The sequence below is a fragment of the Desulfovibrio sp. UIB00 genome (genome assembly GCF_022508225.1).
Taxonomy (GTDB): domain Bacteria; phylum Desulfobacterota; class Desulfovibrionia; order Desulfovibrionales; family Desulfovibrionaceae; genus Desulfovibrio.
The window spans coordinates 149,581-166,366 of sequence record NZ_JAETXJ010000006.1 but is presented as its reverse complement, the minus strand read 5'-3'; the positions used below and the strand labels follow the sequence as shown (position 1 = coordinate 166,366).

At 57.8% G+C, this 16,786-nt stretch carries 14 protein-coding genes; 6 read left to right on the top strand and 8 right to left on the bottom strand.

The features are described 5' to 3' along the window. Positions 1 to 442: 442 nt before the first annotated feature. From JMF94_RS11050 to JMF94_RS11025, 6 genes are read left to right on the top strand one after another with little or no spacing between them, the layout of a single operon-like run. Positions 443 to 2,398, top strand: a complete 1,956-nt coding sequence (locus JMF94_RS11050; RefSeq protein WP_240825141.1) for an NADH-quinone oxidoreductase subunit L — start codon at positions 443 to 445, stop codon at positions 2,396 to 2,398. Further along, complete coding sequence (locus JMF94_RS11045) at positions 2,398 to 3,249, top strand: NADH-quinone oxidoreductase subunit H (protein WP_192112842.1); 852 nt, start codon at positions 2,398 to 2,400, stop codon at positions 3,247 to 3,249. The genes JMF94_RS11050 and JMF94_RS11045 overlap by 1 nt, the downstream gene beginning before the upstream one ends. Positions 3,250 to 3,261: 12 nt before the next feature. Beyond that, complete coding sequence (locus tag JMF94_RS11040; RefSeq protein ID WP_022658252.1) at positions 3,262 to 3,822, top strand: NADH-quinone oxidoreductase subunit B family protein; 561 nt, start codon at positions 3,262 to 3,264, stop codon at positions 3,820 to 3,822. Positions 3,823 to 3,840: 18 nt separating this feature from the next. After that, positions 3,841 to 4,317, top strand: a complete 477-nt coding sequence (locus tag JMF94_RS11035) for an NADH-quinone oxidoreductase subunit C (protein ID WP_022658253.1) — start codon at positions 3,841 to 3,843, stop codon at positions 4,315 to 4,317. Further along, positions 4,314 to 5,396, top strand: a complete 1,083-nt coding sequence (locus JMF94_RS11030) for a nickel-dependent hydrogenase large subunit (RefSeq protein WP_215647835.1) — start codon at positions 4,314 to 4,316, stop codon at positions 5,394 to 5,396. The genes JMF94_RS11035 and JMF94_RS11030 overlap by 4 nt, the downstream gene beginning before the upstream one ends. 3 nt (positions 5,397 to 5,399) lie before the next feature. Next, positions 5,400 to 5,783, top strand: coding sequence for a 4Fe-4S binding protein (locus JMF94_RS11025; RefSeq protein WP_240825140.1), 384 nt, complete (start codon positions 5,400 to 5,402; stop codon positions 5,781 to 5,783). Between the two features lie 139 nt (positions 5,784 to 5,922). Here JMF94_RS11025 and JMF94_RS11020 read toward each other — a convergent pair whose 3' ends face one another. The 8 genes from JMF94_RS11020 to JMF94_RS10985 all read right to left on the bottom strand — a co-directional run bounded on the left by JMF94_RS11020 (position 5,923) and on the right by JMF94_RS10985 (position 16,599). Continuing rightward, a complete protein-coding gene (locus tag JMF94_RS11020) occupies positions 5,923 to 6,429 on the bottom strand; it encodes a Fur family transcriptional regulator (protein ID WP_240825139.1) in 507 nt (168 codons plus the stop codon). Then, the gene (locus JMF94_RS11015; RefSeq protein ID WP_240825138.1) at positions 6,407 to 7,045 is read right to left on the bottom strand and encodes a DUF3299 domain-containing protein; all 639 of its coding nucleotides are present in this window, start codon (positions 7,043 to 7,045) and stop codon (positions 6,407 to 6,409) included. Before JMF94_RS11015 ends, JMF94_RS11020 begins: the two co-directional genes overlap by 23 nt. A 14-nt stretch (positions 7,046 to 7,059) precedes the next feature. Beyond that, positions 7,060 to 8,331, bottom strand: coding sequence for an FtsX-like permease family protein (locus JMF94_RS11010; RefSeq protein ID WP_240825137.1), 1,272 nt, complete (start codon positions 8,329 to 8,331; stop codon positions 7,060 to 7,062). Next, positions 8,328 to 9,116, bottom strand: coding sequence for an ABC transporter ATP-binding protein (locus tag JMF94_RS11005; RefSeq protein WP_240825136.1), 789 nt, complete (start codon positions 9,114 to 9,116; stop codon positions 8,328 to 8,330). The genes JMF94_RS11010 and JMF94_RS11005 overlap by 4 nt, the downstream gene beginning before the upstream one ends. A gap of 5 nt (positions 9,117 to 9,121) precedes the next feature. Next, a complete protein-coding gene (locus JMF94_RS11000) occupies positions 9,122 to 9,751 on the bottom strand; it encodes a DUF2796 domain-containing protein (RefSeq protein WP_240825135.1) in 630 nt (209 codons plus the stop codon). A gap of 156 nt (positions 9,752 to 9,907) precedes the next feature. Then, positions 9,908 to 11,167, bottom strand: coding sequence for an MFS transporter (locus JMF94_RS10995; protein WP_240825134.1), 1,260 nt, complete (start codon positions 11,165 to 11,167; stop codon positions 9,908 to 9,910). A gap of 77 nt (positions 11,168 to 11,244) precedes the next feature. After that, positions 11,245 to 13,809, bottom strand: coding sequence for a PEP/pyruvate-binding domain-containing protein (locus JMF94_RS10990; RefSeq protein WP_240825133.1), 2,565 nt, complete (start codon positions 13,807 to 13,809; stop codon positions 11,245 to 11,247). Positions 13,810 to 13,887: 78 nt separating this feature from the next. Further along, positions 13,888 to 16,599 carry a sigma 54-interacting transcriptional regulator gene (locus tag JMF94_RS10985; protein WP_240825131.1) on the bottom strand — a complete coding sequence of 904 codons (2,712 nt, stop codon included), beginning with the start codon at positions 16,597 to 16,599 and terminating at the stop codon, positions 13,888 to 13,890. Positions 16,600 to 16,786: the final 187 nt, after the last annotated feature.

The window sequence follows — 16,786 nt, the reverse complement described above, 5'->3', positions numbered from 1 at the left end:
GGCAAGCGCCCTTGCAGCACAAGGCCATGTTTTTCGCATGGCTGCGCCGCAGGGGCGCTTGTGTTTTTTTTCTGGGGGGCGGGGCACGGCCTGTGCAACCTCTGTTGTTTCCGGCAGTTGTTCTGAAAAGCAATCTGGGGAGGTTTTGTCTGCGTTTTCTAGAAATCACCCGTGTGCGCGGAAGGACACGCCCGTTTGGCTCTTTGGCAATTGGGCCAGAAATCAGAATGTTAAAAAAAACGAGTAATCTACTATGAATTGTTCTTTGAACAATCAATGTAGGCAAATTAATCAAATATGTTGACGCAAAAATGTACATAGATTAACTCTAGTAAAAATGGTGTGATGAAAGAATGTAAGGAGGGAGTCTGTTTTTTTATGTTGTGAGGAAGTTATCAAGAGTGAAGTTTTTCACAACTCGCAATGTAGTGGGGCAAAGAAGATGAGTACACTTGTTTTTTGTTGTGTAGCACTGCCGTTTATTATGGCGCTTGTGCTGTATTTCACGCAAAGCAGCAGCGCTCGCAAGTTGATAGTGCCTGCAGCGGTCACAGTCATGGCGGTGGCAGCCGTGATCCTGGGAGCCAACGGCGCTTTTCGGCTTGAGATAGACACCATATTGGGTCTGTCTGCCGACTCTGTGTTCAGCGTGCTGGACTTGCTGTTGCTGGTTTACATTCTTGGCATAGGTTGGAAGCTGGGCAGCCGCTTGATTATGGGCATGACCCTGCTGCAACTGATTGGTCTGTTATACCTTAAATTCGTTCTTCCCGGGCATGAAGTGCCCATCACTGCCTTTGTGGCAGACGGCCTGTCGCTTATCATGGTGATCATCATCAGCGTGGTTGGCGGGCTTATTACCATTTACGGCATGGGCTACATGGATCTGCACGAAGAGCATCTCCATCTGCGTGTTTCGCGCCAGCCCAGATTTTTTGCCATTATTTTCTGCTTCCTCGGCGCCATGAACGGCCTGGTGCTCTGCAACAACCTTTCATGGATGTTCCTGTTCTGGGAAATCACAACGCTGTGTTCCTTCATGCTCATAGGGCATGACCAGACCGACGAGGCCAAGGCAAATGCCCAACGGGCATTGTGGATGAACGTTCTGGGCGGGCTGGCCTTTGTTTCGGCCATGCTGTTTATTCAGAAAAGCCTTGGAACGCTTTCGACCGAGCTCGTGCTGCAAAAGATGACCTCAATGGACGTAAAGAACACGGCCATTCTTTTGCCCTTTGCTTTCTTCTGTCTGGCGGCCTTTACAAAGTCGGCGCAGGTTCCTTTCGAGAGTTGGCTGTGCGGCGCAATGGTTGCGCCAACGCCAGTTTCGGCCCTGCTGCACTCGGCTACCATGGTCAAGGCGGGCACCTACCTGCTGTTGCGCATGGCTCCGGCCTTTGCGGGAACCACCATGTCCACCATCGTGGCCCTGTTTGGCGCATTTACCTTTGTGGCCACATGTATCCTTGCGGTCAGCCAAAGTAATGCAAAAAAGGTTCTGGCGTATTCCACAATCGCCAACCTTGGGCTTATCATCGCCTGTGTGGGCATCAATACCGCTGCATCCATGATGGCGGCAACGACCATCATCATTTACCACTCCGTATCCAAGGGCCTGTTGTTCATGTGCGTCGGCGCCATTGAACAGCGCATCGGTTCGCGCGATATCGAAGACATGCGCGGCCTCTACGGCATAATGCCCCGGACGGCCATTATCACCGTGATCGGCATCTTCACCATGATGTTGCCGCCCTTTGGCATGCTCATCGGCAAGTGGATGGCTATAGAAGCCATTGCCCGCGCCACGCAGGCAATGACGCCCATCGTTTTCTTTGTGGCGCTTGGCTCGGCCTTTACCGTGCTCTTCTGGGCGCGCTGGGCAGGTGTGCTGGTGTCGTCTTCCAAGATGCACGAGCACGCTGCTCACGGTAATCCCAAGCCCTCGGTCATGTTTGCGCTGCGTTCGCTGTGCGGGCTTGCCGTGGTGTTTTCATTCATTTCGCCCCTGGTGCTGAAGACCTTTGTGGAGCCTTCGGTTTCGGGCGTCTACGCGCGCTTCAACCTGCAGATTGAAGGTTTTATCCCCGGCGCAACCCTGACCAGCGCTGAAGGATATGTGTGGATTTACCTGTTGTTCATTCTGCTTGGTCTAGGGGTGTGGTTCGCATGGCGGGAAGCCCGCAGAACACCAGAGTCTGCCCATGCGCAGCCCTATTTTTCGGGCCTGGCGGCAGAAAAGGACGGCGTGGTCGGCTTCAAGGGCCCCATGAATGTCTTTGAACCCGTGCGCGTGGCCAACTTCTATCTTTGCCAGTATTTCGGCGAGAGCAAGATCACGCGGGCCATCGACATGATTTCCATCGCATTCCTGGTCGTTCTGGTAGGAGGTCTGCTGTAATGCTCACCATCTTCAGCGCTATCGGCGGGTTGATCCTGTCGCCCCTGGTGGGCGGCCTGCTTACCGGTCTGGATCGCCGGATCACGGCACGCCTTCAGTCGCGCCTTGGCCCTCCACTGCTCCAGCCATTTTACGACATCTTGAAACTGCTGGGCAAACAGCCCCAGGTTACCAATGCCTGGCTGGTGTTCAGCGCGTATATCACGCTGATTTCATCGGCGCTTGCCCTGCTGATTTTCTTCATGGGCGGGGATTTGCTGCTGCTGTTCTTCGTGCTCACAGTGGGCGCGGTGTTTCAGGTGGTTGGCGCGGTATGCGTGCCTTCACCTTACAGTAACGTGGGCGCGCAGCGCGAGCTGTTGCTCATGCTGGCCTATGAGCCTATTCTGATTCTGGTGTTCGTTGGCTTTGCCATGTGCACAGGTTCGTTCTCCATTGCCGCAGTATTCCAGCTCGAGCAGCCGCTGCTGCTCAAGATGCCTCTGCTGTTTCTGGCGCTGGGTTACGCCCTGACAATCAAACTGCGCAAGTCGCCCTTTGATATCGCGGCCTGCCATCACGGCCATCAGGAACTGGTGCGAGGCGTGCAGACCGAGTATTCCGGCCCGTACCTTGCGCTGATTGAAATTGCCCACTGGTTTGACCTTGTGCTTATTCTTGGGCTGTGCGCCATGTTCTGGCACACCAGCTTTGTGGGAATGGCCGTTCTTGTGGGCGCGTCGCTGTTCACGGAAATTCTTATCGACAACATCACCGCCCGTCTGACGTGGCAGTGGATGGTGCAGAAGAAGTCTCTGCTGCTCGGCATGGGCCTGGCCCTGGTTAATCTTTTATGGCTGTACGTGGCGTAAGGAGGCCGGAATATGGGTTTCGTCGACAATATGATCAAGCGGAGCCGCCTGAAGTCTCCGTGGATAGTTCATTTTGACTGCGGTTCCTGCAACGGCTGCGACATCGAGGTGCTGGCCTGTCTGACGCCCATGTATGACGTAGAACGTTTCGGGGTGGTCAACGCGGGCAACCCAAAGCATGCCGACGTGCTGCTGGTTACAGGCACGGTCAACCACCGCAACCAGCATGTGCTCAAGCAGATATACGAACAGATGCCTTCGCCCAAGGCCGTGGTTTCCATCGGAGCCTGCAACCTTTCCGGGGGCGTGTTCAAGGATACCTATAATGTGCTGAACGGAGCGTACAACATCATTCCTGTTGATGTGTTCGTGCCCGGCTGCCCGCCCAAACCCGAGGCCATCATTGACGGCGTGGTGCAGGCCCTTGGCGTGCTCAAGGCCAAGATGGGCCTTGGCCCAGAGCCTGTGCCCACCTTTATGCCGGGCGATGAGGACGGCACTCCCGACATGACGCCGCAGGCGGAGTCCGCGCCGGAAGAAGCCCCCGACAAGCCACAGCAAAACGCGGGTTAACCCGGAAAGGATAGAGCCATGTTTTTTGAAGCCAAGGAAGTGACGCCGCAAACGCTGCTTTCAGAAGTGCAGCAGCTTGCCAACGCCAAATACCGTTTTGTGACCATGTCGCAGACCGTCATGGACGAAAACACGCTGCGGCTTTTCTATCACTTTGACGTAAACCTCACCATGTCCGACCTGCGCCACAACGCCGAACTGTGCGTGTGGGAACCCACGGACGCCAAGGGCATGGTGCATCTGCGCATGGATGTGAACAAGAACGACGCCATCCCCAGCATCACGCCCGTATATTTCTGCGCCGTGCTCGTCGAGAACGAAACGCAGGATCAGTTCGGGGTGCATTTTGCTGATCTGCCTCTGGATTACCAGGGGGCCATGTATCTGGAGGGCGAAGTCACCCACGCGCCGTACTTTACCATGACCACGGTCCGGCGGCCCGCCGCCAAGGCCGAGGCCGCCAAGGATGACACGGCCAAAGGAGAGAAGGCATGAGCAACCGCACAACCGTGATTCCTTTCGGGCCGCAGCATCCCGTACTGCCCGAACCGCTGCACATCAAGTTTGTGGTGGAAGATGAAACCGTGGTCGGGGCCGTGCCCCAGCTTGGTTTTGTGCATCGCGGGCTTGAAAGCCTCGTGCGGCTCAAGGACTACAATCAGATGGTCTTTGTGGTCGAGCGCATCTGCGGCATCTGCTCGTGCATCCATGCCAACTGTTACTGCAACGCCATTGAAGACATGATGGGCATTACAGCGCCGCCGCGTGCGCAGTTTTTGCGGGTTATCTGGTCAGAACTGCACCGGATACACTCCCACATGCTGTGGCTCGGTCTGTTTGCCGACTCGTTTGGCTTTGAAAGCGTGTTCCAGCAGTTCTGGCGCATCCGCGAGCATGTCATGGACATCTGCGAAGCCACGGCGGGCAACCGCGTTATCCTTTCGGTCAACGTGGTTGGCGGTGTGCGCCGCGACCTCAGCCCCGATCAGATCCGCTGGATGCATGGCCGTCTGGATGAGCTGGAAAAGGGTATGCGCGAGCTTACCCGCACCATGCTTGACGACTACACCGTGCAGGAACGCACGCGCGGCATCGGCTACCTGAGCAAGGACGATGCCCGCCTGCTTGGCGCTGCCGGCCCCACCCTGCGCGGCAGCGGCTGGGAAATCGATGAGCGCATGCACGGCTACGCCGCTTACAAGGATCTCAACTTCATTCCCGTGGTTGAGAATGACGGCGACTGCTACGCCCGCTCCAAGGTACGCTTCTATGAAGTGCTGCACTCCATAGAGCTTATCCGCGAAGCCTTGAACCGCCTGCCCGAAAGCGAGCTGACCGTAAAAGTCACCGGCAACCCCGAGGGTGAATCGGTCTTTCGTGTGGAGCAGCCCCGTGGCGAGCTGTTCTATTACATACGGGCCAACGGCACCAAGAATCTGGAGCGTATGCGCGTGCGTACGCCCACCTTTGCCAACGTGCCGCCCCTGCTGCACATGCTGCCGGGCTGCAAACTGCCCGACGTGCCGGTTATCGTGCTGAGTATCGACCCGTGCATCTCCTGCACAGAGAGGTAGCCCATGTATATGCTCCCAAACGTGCTGCGCAATCTTTCGGGCAAGCCAGCCACGCGGCTGTATCCTCTGGAAGAGCGCGAACCCTTCCCCGCCTATCGTGGCGTGATCACCAACGAGGTTGAAAAGTGCATATTCTGTAATTCCTGCGCGAGAGTATGCCCAACCGATGCCATTACCGTGGATGCAAAAGCCGGAAAGTGGAATTATGATCCCTTCCTGTGCGTGTATTGCTCCGCGTGTGTGGAAAAGTGCCCCACAAAATGCCTGCATCAGGAACCAGTGCACCGCAAACCTTCCATCAGCAAGTTTGTCGTGCACCGCACCGGAACCCCGCGCGTCAAAAAAGCCAAGGCCGAGGCCAAGGGTGGGGAAGACACGGAAAAATAAATAAAAGCGAAGGGCCTGCAAAGGCCCTTCGCTTTATGACTCACTGGTTTCTTGTTTCCGCTCTTGTTGATTTTACCAGCACTCTCACCCCGTCTATTTGCCGGGCGGGGGCGTGTGCGGGGTGGTGCACTCCACCCCGTTACGCGCCAGCATGCGCGTCCATTTCTGCGCACTGGGGGCAGACGCCTGTCAGTTCCACGGTGTCGCCCCGAAGCTGAAAGCCCTGCTGCTGCATGGTGGAAAAGATGGTCTGATACAGCGCGGGATTGTTCACCTCGCGGCTCTTGCGGCAACCGGGGCATACCAGCATGAACACGGGCGCATGAGGCTCCTGGCAGGCTTGCGCGCAGGCCACAAAGGCATTGAGTGAGCCAACCTTGTGCACAAGGCCCTGACTGAGCAGAAATTCAAGCGTTCTGTAGACGCTTGCAGGCGTGAGGGCCTTGGAGGATTTGCCGCGCAGGGCATCAAGAATGTCATAGGCCTTGACGGGTTCCTTGGCCTGTTGCAGATAGGCAAGCACCATGCGCCGCAGGGGCGTGAGCCGCAGGTTGGACGCCGCGCAGGGGTTGTTTGTGGGGCACGATGGCGTGTCCTTCTGACAACAGGCGGGTTCAGCCTGATCAGTTGTTTTCGTCTTCCACATAGGGTTCCACCGCCTCAGCCTTGATGCGGTATCCCGCATCGCCGATGTCGCTTTCTGTTTTTTCGATTTCAAGCTTTCCATAAACCCACACGGTGTCCATCATCTGTATGCCGCGTGGTTTGTCCAGTGTGACGTAGATGATCTGGTTGGCCGGGGGCGGCGGCACGTGAATGCACGCGCCGAAATAGGGAACAAGCAAAAATTCTGCCAGTTCATCGCCGCCCAGAAAATCAAGAGGAGCCACAAATCCGGCTATGCGTACCAGCTTGCCGCCCAAGGCCTTGTTGGCGGGCGCGTTGCTCCACATGGCCTGAAATTCTTTCAGGGCCTTGTCCGCTCTGGGGTCGTCATCGCTGAACTTGTCAAAATTGAATTTGTCGAAAACTTTTGCGGGATTCCATGATGGCGGAATCAGCTTGTCCCAGGTGATTTCGGAGTATTTTCCGCTCTTTTTCGCGGCAGCGGCGGTGTCCGCATCTTCGCGTGAGGGCTGCCAGTGTTCGATTTTTTGCCGCTCGTAATCGTCAGTCAGGGCAAGGGCGGTTGCGCTGTGCCAGCCGCACAGCAAGGCTGCCAGCATACAGAGGATGCGCCCTGTGGACGAGGCTGTTTTCATGGCAGGTTCCTTTATTATGCAGAGGCGTTGAGGCCGTCAGCCAGACTCATGCGGTAGGCGCGCCATGCCGGGATAAGCCCGGCAAAGAAACCAGCAGCCACAATCCCACCGAGCAAACGCCATTCGGCGGTTGTGGGCTGCGTGAGCGTGAGATTCAGTCCATAACCCGAAGCCAGCACCGGGCCAAACACTGCAAGCAGGGCGGCCAGAGCGGCAGCACCCGCCAAGGCGCCCGTGAGGACCAGCAGCGTGCCTTCAAAAGCCAGCAGGGCCACAATATCCAGAGGGCTGGCCCCTGCCGCGCGCAGCACAGCCAGCTCGCGCCGCCGTTCACCCAGCCCTGCCAGAATGGCGGCCACGAGGCCAGCGAGGCCAGCCACCGTTACCAGCCAGGAAAGGACGCGCAAGGCATTTTCGCCAGAGCGCAGCAGGCTCCACAACTGATCCAGCGCCACCCCGGGCATAACGGCCATGAGGGCCTCCTGCTGGTCGGCGTTGATTTCCCTTTGCGCAGCAAAAACGCGGGCGCGGTTTTTCAGGCCAACCAGCACCGCTGTAATGCTCTTGGGCGTGAGGCTGAACTTGCTTACCTGATCTGGGCGTACATGAAAACCCGGCGTAGGCGCGCCGCCCTGCCAGTCGATATGGATGGCCTCCATGGCGGCAAGGCTGATGTACAAAGCCCTGTCCACAGGGGTACCTGTGGGCGCAAGAATGCCGCACACAGTAAAGGGCTTGTCCGTATGCTGGGCAAGGTGGGCGCTGCCCGAGCCGTGGCTGAGCACCAGCCTGTCGCCAAGCTTGTAGTGTTCTTTGCTGGCAACGTCTGCCCCCAGCACAACATCAAAGATGCCGTCAAAGGGTGCGCCCTGGGCAAATTGCAGATGCATGCGCCTGCTATATTGGTACTGGGTAAAAAAATCGTCCGTAGTGCCCACTACGGCAAATCCCTTGTGCGAATCGCCGAGCGAAAGGGGAATCGTCCAGGCCACGTCCTTGCGCTGGGCAACGCGCTGGGCGCTGTCCCACCCCATATTGTTGGTGGCTTTGCCCATGTGAAACACGGCATAGAGCAGCAGTTGCAACTCGCTGCCGCGTGCTCCCACCACCATATCCGTGCCGGAAACTGCCTGAATAAAATTATCGCGCACCTGAGTACGCACTCGCTCCATACCGAGCAGCAAGGTGGTGGAAAGCGCTATGGAAAACACCACAAGGCTCAGGGTTCCCCGGCGGTACCAGGCGCTCGACCAGGCAAGCCCCAACAAAAAACGCCAGCGGCTCATGCGGTTTCTCCCTGTGGAATTATCCCTTTGTCTGCCCTGCTGGCATCGGCCCGGTTAATCTCAGCCAGCCTGACACGACGTTCAAAAAATTCTGCCAGAGACAGGTCATGGCTGACAAACAGCAGGCTTGACCCGGCTTCGGCGCTTTCGCGTAGCAGCAGGCGCAGAAAATCTGCCCGCCGTTCCGCATCCAGCGCAGAGGTGGGTTCGTCAGCCATGACCAGCGGGGGCGAGCCTACAAGGGCGCGGGCAGCGGCAACCCGCTGCTGTTGCCCCACAGAAAGACGGGTTACGCTTTTGCGCCACAGTTCCTGCCCAAGGCCAAGGCGTTCAAGCAGGCGTTGCGCGGATTGCTCCGGGCTTCCATCCTTTTCCGTCGCACGTGCGGCGCGTATGGGCGAAAAGCGGCAGGGCAGCAGCACATTATCCAGCATGGAGAGATGCGGAACAAGATTAAACTGCTGAAATATCAGGCCGATGGTGCCGCCGCGAAAGGAATCTCTGGCGAATCTTGGCAAGGTGTCCACACGAATTCCGTTGACGCATACACTGCCGGAAGCTGGTTGCAGTATTCCCGAAATAAGGCTGAGCAGGGTGCTTTTGCCCCCGCCGCTGGGGCCGGAAAGAAAGACCGTCTCCCCTTTGCCCACGCGGAACAGGGGGATACGCAGGGTTTCTTCCTTTTGGCCGGGCCAGCAAAAGGTGCAGTTTTCAAGCAGAACTGCCTGCTCGCCCGCATTCATGCTGCAAGGCGCTTGCGGCGCTGTTGGCGTAACGGAATTCATGGGATTTACCACTTGAGGGTGTGGGCTTGTTCGTTCAGCTCGGCGGCGTGCTGCCCAGTGGGGCTGACTATCTGAACGCGCAGTTCATGCAGGGCTGGCCATGCGGAAAAAAGACGCACGTCCACGCCGTGCAGGACCTCGGGGTGCACGCATTCAAAGGTGAAAGACGCGTCCAGATCTGCATGAGCGCTGTGTTCATCGTGCCCGGTATCTTCGTCATGGTCTGCATGCGGCTTGGGTTCAACAGCAGGTGCGGTAGACGCGTTCTGCTGTGATGTTTGCGTTTTTTCCGGCTGCGCGGTGGTATTTGCTCCCAGCAGGGCCTCGGGCAGGGCTTCGGATTCCAGTTTTACCTTCTTGATGCGGCACTGGGCAGCGGCGGGAAAAACAAAAATATTTTCCGCCTTATGCAGGGTTGCCGCCATATTCTGTACTGCCTGACGCTGGGCTGCATCGCGTGGAGCGTGTTCAAAGGGCAGGGCGTTTGCAAGGGGACTTTCGAGGCTGATTTCTACAATATTGCCTTCCACAGCCACGTCCAGGCGGGCCGCGCCGTGTTCGTGCGGGCCATGCGCAAGCGCGGGGGCGGATGTGAGCAAGACCGAGCAGGCCGCCAATAAAATTAGTTTTTTCATCATTTCTCCCATGTTTCTGGATCAGGATGCCAGCGTTTTTTGAGTCAGAAACTGAAATGATATATTATTGCATTTTTGTCAAAGGCAACACTTTCTCTCGCCATCGCAGGGCTGCTGTTGACCGGATTCTTGCCATGCGTTTGCAGAGTCTGGAGCCTAAGCTATGTGGCGGCCCTGCCGTTGCCAATGGGCAACGCGCAGCTTGTCAGCCACCATGGAAAGGCCGCACAGGCCGATGGAAACTGCCGTGGCCACAAAAACACCCCGGTAACCGAAGCCCTCGTACATAACCAATCCTCCGATTATAGGGGCAAAAATACCACTGGAATCGAAGGTTGCCATCATTACATTGGAGTTGATGGAGCGTGTAGTGGGTGTGGAGCGGTCATAGACCATGGCCGCCAGCAGGGGATAGAGCAGCCCCAGGCCCAACCCGTACAGGAAGGTGAGGGGAATGAAAGCCCACAGCGGCCCCCAGGCCAGCCCCAGCATGCAGCAGACCAACAGAACGCTGCACAAAATGGTAATTCTGTGGCGCGGCAGCGTATCAAGCCTGTTGCTGCCCACCAGACGCACAAGAATGATAGTGAGCGTATAGGTGCTGAAAAACCACGCCGGGTGCGCGCCGGTGATGGAGCACAAACCCTTCATGAAAAAGATGGCCAGCACTGTCATGATGCTGAATGTCATGCAGGCCATATACACAAAAAACAGGCCGGAATGACTCACCGCATGCCATAATTCCCGACCAGACATACCGCCTTCTGCCTCCTGGGCCATTTCTGGCTTGCGCAGGCGTGGCGCCAGCGGCACCAGCATAAGCAGGGAGGGAATGCCCAGCAGAGCCGTGAAGGCAAAGAGGTGAGGTTCGCCCCCGAGCAGGGCAAGTATCTGTTCCCCTACTGCCGGAATGATGGAATAGGGCAGCAGCAGGGTGAGCGAAAAGATGGCAAAACCGCGCGCGCTTTGGCCCTTGGGTATGCAACTCACCAGCACGGACACCGTGCAGCAGGAGAAAAAAGCAAGGGCAATGCCCTGTACCACCCGCAACAGCAGAATCAGCTCAATAATATGGGAGCCGCCCACATAAGGGTAGGCCAGCATGACGCCGCTTGAAATGATGATGGCGGTGGCCATGGGCAGGAGTTTGCCACGGCGCAACAGAACCACGCTTGCCACCTGCCTGAAAATCAGAACCATGACAAACATGGAAGAGAGCAGCACTCCCCGCCAGTTGGGGCTGACAGAAAGGCCTTCGAGCCATTGCTCAAAGCAGTAAAAAACGGCCACAAAGCTGTTGCAGCACATGGTCATGCAGAACAGCAGAACAAAATCACGGCTTAATAACGTCTGCGGCGGATCAGGGAAGGCAGTGCCTTCCGGGGTTTGCGCAGACGATGCGGCTAGGGGCGGCATGGGGCCTCAATCGTGTTGTGCCGCGTTGGCTCAGGCCGCCGTGCGGGGCCGGGCCCACCCCCGCAAAGGGTGTGCGGCTAATGATATTCGCCATTCAGGAACTTGGTGGCGTAGGATTGCACTGCTGCATCGTCCACCATGAGCATGTCCATCTGACGGGTCATTATCAGGAGTCGTCCCAGTTGATCCAGACGCGCGCACAGCTCATGCCTGGGGTATTTCTGGTAACGTGCCCGCAGTCTATCACCCGTTATCTCGACGGTAAAGCCCAGCTCTTTGAGGATCAGGCCTATGCACTGCACGCGTCTTTCGCGCTGAGCATTGGCAGCGGCACCCCCGGCAAATTCAAAACGGATGTAGTTCTTGCTCAGGGTTTCGCCGCACCAGCAGTCAAGAATGGCGTAGTGATAGCCCACGCGGGACGAAAAATTGAGATAGCGGTCAGAAACTATGGCATAGCTGCGCTGGCCAAAGCGTGAACAGCCCTCCTCATTGCAGCCAATGGCGGTCTGCCCCATGACTGAAAGAAAACCGCGCATATTTACAGGCCGTGGGCCACGAGCCTGCACCGCCGGATTGAGCATGCCGTCAAGCACGCACTTGAAAGGCACGCTCAGCACATCATTGGGTGTTACCTGGCGAGACTCAGGATTGCGCAGCCCGCCGCCCAGATCAATCACGTGCAGATCAAGCGGCACCGTGCAGACAAGCTTGCTGGCAACGCCCGCGCAGTGATCCGTAACCCTATCGGATATCTGGAACATCTGGGAATAGCTCAATTCGTGCACATAGCGCATGATGTCGTGCAGCGATGTGCAATGACGGGGCGTGAAGGTATCCGCGCGCGGATCCACCAGATGCAGTGGCAGAATATAGGGAGAGATGCGCCGCAATAGCACCAGGGCCGGGCTGCTGGGTCTGGTCTGGGGTTTCACCAGCCGCAGGGTCAGCAGTTCCTGCACTTCTCCGTCAAAAATTCTGCCGGTGAGCGCATCAACAGTGATGACCTGCTCTTCGGCCAGGATGCTGTTGGCGCCCGGAAGGTTCATGATGGTAGGCACGCCAAATTCCCGGCAAATGGAAGCCATGTGACCGGTAAGACTGCCTGTTTCGGCAATAATGGCAGAGGCGCGGCGCATGGCCGCCATGGCGTTGGGCGAGGAGTGGGCAAGCAGCATGACCGCCCCTTCGGGGAAGTGTGTCATGTCTTCCCCTTCGCCCACATGGACAACAGGGCCGCAACCAACGCCCCGCGCGGCAATATCGCCGCCTGAAAGCAGGGGGCGCAGGTGCCGCAGGGCCGGGGCAGAATGTTCCTCGGAGGCGCTGTCCAACCCCATGGGGCGGGTTTGCAGCAAAATAATCTGGTCGTCTTCGTCCACGGCCCATTCCATATCCTGCGGATACTGGTAGTGCCTCTCCAGTTCCATGACCATTTCTGCCAGTTTGCGCACCTGATCATCGCTGAGGCAGGGAACATCGCGCAGGGGATCGGGCACGGATTCGAGCGAGCTTTCCACAAGGCCGGTCTTGGTGCGCACAAGGCGCAGCCGCACTGTTTTGTGGGCAATGGTGGCCATGGTGATCTTTTTTGTGGCGCGGGAAACAAGCCACTGGTCGGGGGTTCCCGATCCGTCCACGACCATTTCGCCCAGACCCCACAGGCCGTTGATGACAGTGGCGTTGGAGCGCAGGTCTACCGGATGGCGCGAAAAAGCCACGCCAGCGGCCTTGGCCCGCACCATTTCAACACAGCACAGCCCCATGCCCGTGGCGTCCAGATCGTAACCGTGCTCGGCGCGATAGGTCAGGGCGCGGGGCGAAAACAGGCTGGCAACCACCTTTTTGAAGGCGGACAAAAGATCCTGGCGGGTAACGCCAAGGATACTGCGGTACTGACCGGCGAAGGATTGCACGCCGTCCTCGGCAATGGCGCTTGAGCGCAGGGCCACAACCACATCTGCGTTTTTGCCGAAAGCCGCGTCCCATTCTGCAAAAAGAGCCTGCTCAACTTCTGTAGGGATGGGGGCCTCCTGCACAAGCCGCTCAATGCTCTGGGAAATTTCTGCAATCCGCGCGGGTTTTTCCGGGTCAATGGATTTCAGCAGCCGGAAGAGGTTTTTGAACAGGCCCGGCGTGCGCAGCAAAAAATAGCTGCAAGCCCGGATAGTGATGGAAAATCCGCGTGGCACTGGCATATCAAGCATGTTGCGCAGTTCGCCAAGGTTGGCGTTTTTGCCGCCGACACTGTAAGCCATGCTGGCGTCAACCTCTGAGAGGGGCAGGGTAAACTGCGGCACGTCGCCGCGCGTGTGCTGATCCAGCTCGTGTTCAATGCGTGCGGCAATGGAATGTACGGCGCTGCCCAGGGAGATGTCGCACTGGCCCGACATTTCGCTCAGGGTCGAGGCCATGCGCTCGCAGTGGAATATGGCCCGGCGGGCCTGCTTGCGCACTTCGCTGGTTTCCATGTGCTTGTCGCCGCGCAGGGTGGCGTCCAGCCCCGCCATCACCCCGGCCAGATCAGCATTGGCCTGGAGCAGCTCCTTGAATGAGGCATAGCGTTTGTTGAAGGCGTCCATGGCCGCCTCGCGGCCAACACGGGGGGCAATGCCAAACAGTTTTTTCAGCAGAGAGGCCATAAGGATATCCTTGATCGCAGATTTTCGTCATGCCCTGAAACTGACGATGCTGAATGCCTGATGCGTAAATGTCGCTTGTTAGCGTCCCTGCCCGATCACAATATACCTTTGCGCAGGGCCGCGTCCGTCCTTGCGCACAAGGCCCAGCTGCACAAGCAGTTGCAGGTCGTACTGGGCCGTGCGCATGGAAATATTTTTTCCGGCAAGGGCCTGATATTCCTGCCTGCTGATGCTGCCCGAGGCCGCGATGGTCGGCCAGACCTCCATGACGCGCCGGTTGAGCTTGTCTGCAGCGTCCTTGCCGCGCAGCAGGGTATCCAGTTGCGCAGAGGCCTCGTTTTGCGGCTGAGGGGCAAGGTCGCCCACTGCGGCCTGCACGGGAATATCTGCGGCCGCAGGGCTAACCAGCCAGCCGGGCAAACCTTCTGCCGATGCAGGATCTTCGGCAGGGGGTGTTGCGCAGAATCCCTGCTCGCAAGGATCCTCCTGCGGCTTGCGCGATTCCTGCGCCGGAGCTGTCGTAGTATCGCTCTGGCCTGCCGGAATGGCGTCGTTTTGCGGTTGGGTAGTCGCGCCAAGCTGAATATCTTCTGCAAGTAAAATGCCACCTTCGCAGAATGTCAGGGCCCGGGTGAGGGTGTTTTTCAATTCGCGCACATTGCCGGGCCAGTCGTAGTCCATCAGTTTGGCCATTGCTCCTTTGCTGACCTGCGGCATGGCAGCGGTCATGCCCGTCAGCGCGCCAGCGGGCTGCGCCCCGCCTTCTGCCTTCAGCCTGGCCTTGGCCTTGAGAGCTTCCGAGAGAAAATAGACCGCCAGCGAGGGAATGTCCGTCTTGCGCTCCCGCAGCGGCGGCGTGTTGATGGTGATGACGGCCAGCCGGTAGTACAAATCTTCGCGGAAAGAACCCTTCTGCGAATCATCTAAAAGGGAAGCATTGGTCGCGGCAATGATGCGCGTGTCAAAAGGCACGTCTTCATCGCTGCCAAGCGGCCGGATTCGCCTGGTGGAGAGCGCCCGCAGCAGGGCCTGCTGCACCTTTGGGGCCGCATTGCCCACTTCGTCCAGCATGAGGGTACCGCCCTGCGCCGTCAGAAAAGCCCCCTTGCGCGGCGCGCGTGCCTCGGTGAATGCGCCTTTCACATGCCCGAAAAGGGTATCCATGAGCAGATTTTCGTCCAGCGCGCCGCAATTGATGGTAATGAACGGCCCTGCGGCCCGAGCACTGAGCCTGTGGATGGCCTCGGAAACCAGCTCCTTGCCTGTGCCGGTTTCGCCCACAACCAGCACATCGGCCATCACCTGCGAAGCCTTGCGAACATTGTCGCACAGGGCAAGCATGGCTGGCGATGTGCCAATAAGGCTGTTGACTGGCAGGTCTTCGGGATGCGGCAGATCTTCCACTGGCTCGCGCTGCTGCTGGGCATCATCCTCAGCGGCGCGCAGGCGGCGCGCCTCGGCGGCAAAGCGCAAGCGCTCAAGCAGGGTGTTGATGCCGGCCTTCAGTTGTTCCAGTTCTCGCGGCAGTTGGGGCATATCTATATTCTTGTCGGTCCCTTCGGCGTTGCAGCGTTCAAGCTCCGCTGTTACGGCGTTGAGCGATCTGCCCGTCTGCCGCGCCAGCCACCAAAGGCTCAGACCCAAAAGCAGCATACCGCCAACAAAGGCCCCAACATAGATGCCCATGAGCTGTACGCCCGTGCGTGTGGTGGTAAAGCTGGTGTCCAGTACCGCCAAACCGCCCAATATTATTGTTTCCTGCGAAGCAGGGCTGAAGGTTACAGGGACATAACTGACCCTCTCCACCCTCATCTGGCTGCTGCTCCACAGAGAGCTGTTTTCAGAAAGGGGAAGCTGGCCTGACTTGCCCTCCTGCACATCGGATACCATGCTCCAATAATTGATGTGCTCGGGGCCAGGCCGGAATGCGGTGTTAAATCCAGGCCTGCCAAAATCACCAAGAAAGCCTGCGCGTACTGCATCTGTGCCCAGGCTGCGCTGAGCCAGACCAGCATCCGGAGCTTCGGACTGAAAGAGCATCCAGCCATCGCGGTCAAAAAAAAGTGTACGCACGCGCCCCTCATCGCCTGATGCGGCAATGGGGGCATTGGGGCCGGAGTAAGTGGACAGGATATCCCGCAGCTCCCTCAGATCCAGAGAAAGCATCAGGTAGCCGGCAAACGTGCCTTCCGCATCATGAACCGGAGTGGAAAAGCGCAGCACATACAAGGTGATATTCTGGTTGCTGCCCTTAACCGGCACCATGGAGTAGGTCACTTCAACGGGCTGGGCAACGCTGACGTGCCCGGCACGGTGTTCCGAGGCAATGGAGTGGAAGGGACCGGTGGGGCTGGCAAGTGCCTGCCGCATGGGAACATTGATGATATCCCCGCCCGTGTTGACAAGCAGATAGCGGTTGTCTGGTGCCAGACCCTCAAAAGCCAGTTCCCTGTATCGCAAGCCACCGGCCTTGGCGCGGAATTTGAGCCGGTTGGCCATGTCTTTTTGATCCATGGAACCAGCGGCGAGAATAAGAAGCTGATTGCGCGTTTCGTCCAGCGCCTGCTCCAGCGCAAGGCTCATTGCCTGTGATTGAAGCTGTGCATTGCGCGCAATTGCGCGATCAAGAATGGCCTCGATGCTGCTGCCCGTGGCAGTAAAAATAATCAGCAGCACGAGCGCCAGCAGGGGCAAACCCAGCATCAGCATACGGCTTGCAAGGCTGCGATTCATAAAGAATGCCGTGAACTCCAGTGAGCTGCCCTGGGGAAGTGTTCTGTGTAAGCGCATGGTGCTCCCCTATTTTGTGCAAAAAAGCGCAATCTTGGAGCTGAGTATAAAAAACATTCCCCCTCGTGACAAGATTTTTCGCGCAAAAATAGAAAAAAAGGCGCAATTTCAGGCAATAATTATGCAATGGCACAGCCTTTGCTAATACTTTCACATTCGAGGCAACGAGGCGGTGCCTGCCCCCGAC